This window comes from Erythrobacter donghaensis, assembly GCF_001557325.1.
In the GTDB taxonomy this organism is placed as follows: domain Bacteria; phylum Pseudomonadota; class Alphaproteobacteria; order Sphingomonadales; family Sphingomonadaceae; genus Erythrobacter; species Erythrobacter donghaensis_B.
The window spans coordinates 1-4,185 of sequence record NZ_LSJS01000287.1 but is presented as its reverse complement, the minus strand read 5'-3'; the positions used below and the strand labels follow the sequence as shown (position 1 = coordinate 4,185).

Genomic DNA, 4,185 nt, shown 5'->3' with positions numbered 1-4,185 from the left:
CTCCCCCCGCCTCACCTTGTTCCTCCTGCGAACGAACAAACTGATAAAGGCCGGAGTAGCGCAAGCTCTCCGGCCCTTTTTTGTGTTTCGCTCGCCCCTCCGTGCGAGCATCCTCGGTGCTGTTCCTCCGCTACGCTCCGGGCACCTGCGGACGCGCGTTCGCGCTTGCGGCCCGTCCGTTGGCGGGCCGAGACTGCGCTCTGCGGCTTGCCGGGTCTCAGGCTCTCTCCGCTGCCATCACGAAATCCGCGCACCTTTCGCCGATCATGATGCTCGGCGCGTTGGTGTTGCCGCTGACGATCTTGGGCATCACGCTCGCATCCGCCACCCACAGGCCCTCGAGCCCGTTGAGCTTCAACGTCGGATCGACCACCGCATCCGCGTCCGACCCCATGCGGCAAGTGCCGACGGGGTGATAGACGGTGTCGGCCCGCGCGCGGATCAGGGTGTCGAGCGCGGCGTCATCGTTGAGGTCGATGGGGTGCCGGTCGCGTGGACCGAAGGCCTGCAACGGCGGTGCCTCGGCGATGCGGTGCGACAGGCGCACGCCGGCGCGCAGGGTCGCCATGTCGCGCTCGTCGGCGAGGAAGTTGGGGTCGATCACCGGCGCCGCCGCCGCATCGGCGCTCCCGAGCCGCACCGTGCCGCGGCTCTCGGGCCTGAGCACGCAGGCGTGGAGCGAGAAGCCGTGCGCCTTCACCTTCTCACGCCCGTGGTCCTCGAGCACTGCGGGGACGAAATGCCACTGCACATCGGGCGCCGGCGCGTCGGGCATAACGGTCCAGAACCCGCCGGCTTCCGCATAGCAGGTCGTCATCACGCCCGTCCGCTTGCGGCGGTGTTCGACGATCGCGGCAGCCATCTTGAGCGTGCCCTTGAGGGTCTGACCCATCGGGACGTCGCTGCTTGTCTCCCAGCCCGAGACATAGTCGATATGGTCCTGGAGATTGCCGCCCACTGAGGGCCGGTCGACCACCACGTCGATACCGTGCTCCTTGAGGTGCGCGGCCGGGCCGACACCGGACAGCATCAGGATCTGGGGCGAGTTGAACGCGCCCGCGCTCAGCACCACGCCGCGGCGCGCGAGCAGAGTCTCTGACTTGCCGCCGCGCCGGATCTGCACGCCGGTGACGCGCCCCGCCTCGATGATGAGCTTCTCGACCAGCGTGTCGGTGCGCACCGCGAAGTTGCCCTGCTCGCGGATCGGCTCGACATAGGCGCGCGCCACCGACCAGCGTTCGCCCTTGTGCTGGGTGACCTGGTAGAGCCCGAAGCCCTCCTGCCGTTCGCCGTTGAAGTCGCCGTTGGTGCGCAGCTGCAAGGCGGCCGCCGCCTCGACGAAGGCGTGGCTGGCGGGATTGGCGTATTTCTGGTCCTCGACGAACAGCGGGCCACCGGCTCCGTGGAAGTCGTCGCTGCCGCGCACGTTGGCTTCGGCGCGCTTGAAATAGGGGAGCACGTCGTCATAGGCCCAGCCGGTAGCCCCCTCGGCCGCCCAGTTGTCGTAATCCCAGCGGTTGCCGCGAATGTAGACCATCGCATTGATCGCCGAGGAGCCGCCGAGCCCGCGCCCGCGCGGCTGGTATCCGGTGCGGCCACCCAGGCCCTTCTGCGGCACGGTTTCGTAGCGGTAGTTCGCGTTCTTGAGCAGGAAGGGCATGAAGCCCGGCGTCTTCACCAGAATGTTGTCGTTGCGCCCGCCGGCCTCAAGCAGGCACACACGGCGCGTGCCGTCGACCGCGAGGCGCCCGGCGACAGCGCTGCCCGCGCTGCCGCCGCCGATCACGATGTAATCGAAACTTTCCATGATCTCTCCCTTGGACGGGAGAGACTTAGGCAGCTTCGGCGCCCCCGGCAATCCGGTTTCGATCAGCCACTGATGCAGTTTGTGGCGCAGCGGTGCCGACCCGCGCCTTCCATCGGCTGCGAATCATGTCGCTGGTCTCGCGGCTGCCGTCATGGCTCCAGCCGGGCTCGCGCAGGAGGTAGGAGAGCTTGTGCTTCCACGGCGCGCGCCAGATGTCGCTGAGCATGCCGATCCATTCGTGGAACACCGCCCACAGCAGGTTGAAGCTGCCGAGCTGCTTGACGATCCCGTAGCGGATCTTCTCGTCATCGACCTCGGGGGTGAAGGTGCCGAACATCCTGTCCCACACGATGAAGACACCCGCGTAGTTCGTATCGAGATAGCGCGGGTTGGTCGCATGGTGGACGCGGTGGTGCGAGGGGGTGTTCATCACCGCCTCGAACCAGCGCGGCATGCGCCCGATCGCCTCGGTATGGATCCAGAACTGGTAGATGAGGTTGAACCCGCCGCAGATCGCGATCATCGCCGGGTGGAACCCGAGCAGCACCAGCGGCAGCGCGAAGAGGAAGCCGAAGGTGAACATCCCTGTCCACGTCTGCCGGAGCGCGGTCGACAGGTTGTAGTGCTGCGAGGAGTGGTGGTTCACGTGGCTCGCCCACATCCAGCGGATGCGGTGCCCGGCGCGGTGGACCCAGTAATACTTCAGGTCGTCGAGCACGAAGCACAGCGGCCAGGCCCACCACACTGCCCACCACTCGGGGCCGAAATCGAAGACGCGGTAATCGTAGGCCCGTATGAACACGGCGAGCGCGAAGCCGCCGAGCAGCGCGCCCGCGACGGTCGACCCCAGCCCGAACATCAGGCTGACGAGGGTGTCTTTCGGCTCATAGGCCTCCGGCGCGCGGAATTTCGCCCAGATCATCTCGGCGAGCACCGCGACCACGAACAGCGGCACGGCGTATTTGGTGGGTTCGAAGTCAGGCATCCTGCCGCCCGTTTAGCCCATTGATCGCGTCCGCCCAAGCCTCGGGCTCGGGGAGGGTCAGGAAGACCTTGCCGAAGCGCGGTTCGCCCGGGTCGACGGCGAGGTTGTATTCGCCGGGCTGCTCCTCCAGCCGCGCAGTCGCAACGGGGCCGAGCACGCGCCCGGCGAAGCGGTTGCCGTGGCGTCTGATCACCATGATCCGCCCCGCGGCATCGCGGGCGAGCGCGCTCGCTCCTTCGGCATCGCAGGCGATGGCGACCGGCGCGAAACCGTCCTCGACCTCGCCCGCCGCCTGCGCGACTGCCTCCGCGCTGTCCAGCCGCCGGGTGCCGCCCAGCCTCAGCCACCACGCCAGCCCCGCCAGAGCGAGGATCGCGACCAGCGAGCCGGCGGTCTGTGTCAGCAGGGTCACGGGGCGTGCGCCTCAGCGCGCGGCGAGCATGTCGATCATCGCGCGAATCGGGCTGACGTCGTAGCCTGCCTGCGCCGCGGAGCGGGCGATGGTCTCGGGCGCCACGCCCTGCTTGGCCGAGGCGAGCGCCCATAGCAGCGTCGATCGCGTGCCCGAGCGGCAATAGGCGAGAATCGGGCCCTCGGCCTGCTCCATTGCGGCGATCATCGCATCGACCTGCGGCTCGCTGAAACCCGAATGGCCGACCGGAATGGCGACATAGTTGAGCCCCGCCGCGGCGGCCGCCGCCTCGACCGCGTCACCCTGCGGCGCGGAAGGCTCCTCGCCGTCGGGGCGGTTGTTGACGACGGTCGTGACACCGAGCGCGGCGGCAGCGGCGATGTCCTCCAGCGCAAGCTGCGGGCTCACCAACACATTTTCGTTGAGGCGGCGAAAATCGCTCATGCTGTTGTCCTGCTATCCCGTGACCCGTGCCCTGCACTCATGCCCAAAGCCCGGCCTCGGCACAAGCATGCGCGCAGCTGCTTGCGAACCCATGCCGGGCGTCCGGTTATTTCGTTCGCAAAGCAGGCTTTTGTGCGCTATACCGGAAGCCACGTGCGCTGCCGGACCTCAAGCTCGGCGCGCCTGTGTCCGGTGCGGCTCACTGCTCACGACATCGGCGCATAGGAGGAAGGGCAGTGTGGCAAGGTACGTGTTGATCTATGGGTTACGATAGGGGACGCCGGCGCGGCCGCGACAAGCGCGACGGTTTCGGCGAAGATGGCTTCGATCCGTTTGGCGGCGGGAATGACGGTTTTCCGCCCCGCGATTTCGGCGGCGACCGGTTCGGAGGCGGTGACCGCTTCGGTGGCGGTGGCGGCGACCGGTTCGGCGGTGGCGGTGGTGGTGATCGCTACGGCGGCGGCGGCGGTGGTCCGCGCGGCGGTGGCGGCGGCTTCGGCGGCGGTGGCCCGCGCGGCCCGGGCGGCGGCGGTGGCG

At 68.3% G+C, this 4,185-nt stretch carries 4 protein-coding genes and 1 pseudogene; all 5 read right to left on the bottom strand.

Annotated elements, in window-relative coordinates:
* Positions 1–217: 217 nt before the first annotated feature.
* On the bottom strand, positions 218–1,807 hold the full coding sequence (locus AX692_RS16235) for a GMC family oxidoreductase (protein ID WP_073974669.1): 1,590 nt from the start codon (positions 1,805–1,807) through the stop codon (positions 218–220).
* A 25-nt stretch (positions 1,808–1,832) separates the two neighbouring features.
* A complete protein-coding gene (locus AX692_RS16230) occupies positions 1,833–2,792 on the bottom strand; it encodes a sterol desaturase family protein (protein WP_073974670.1) in 960 nt (319 codons plus the stop codon).
* Positions 2,785–3,204 (bottom strand): hypothetical protein, encoded by a 420-nt coding sequence (locus AX692_RS16225; protein ID WP_081095399.1) that lies wholly within the window; start codon positions 3,202–3,204, stop codon positions 2,785–2,787. Before AX692_RS16225 ends, AX692_RS16230 begins: the two co-directional genes overlap by 8 nt.
* A 12-nt stretch (positions 3,205–3,216) precedes the next feature.
* Positions 3,217–3,648: a TIGR01244 family sulfur transferase gene (locus tag AX692_RS16220; RefSeq protein WP_073974671.1), complete on the bottom strand. Its 432-nt coding sequence runs from the start codon at positions 3,646–3,648 to the stop codon at positions 3,217–3,219.
* 206 nt (positions 3,649–3,854) lie between these two features.
* Positions 3,855–4,185 (bottom strand): annotated as a pseudogene (locus AX692_RS20315) (hypothetical protein); the annotation flags it as partial.

Excerpts from the sequence above, each read along its gene's own strand:
- AX692_RS16235 (WP_073974669.1), bottom strand. The coding sequence starts at position 1,807 with ATGGAAAGTTTCGATTACATCGTGATCGGCGGCGGCAGCGCGGGCAGC.
- AX692_RS16230 (WP_073974670.1), bottom strand. The coding sequence starts at position 2,792 with ATGCCTGACTTCGAACCCACCAAATACGCCGTGCCGCTGTTCGTGGTC.
- AX692_RS16220 (WP_073974671.1), bottom strand. The coding sequence starts at position 3,648 with ATGAGCGATTTTCGCCGCCTCAACGAAAATGTGTTGGTGAGCCCGCAG.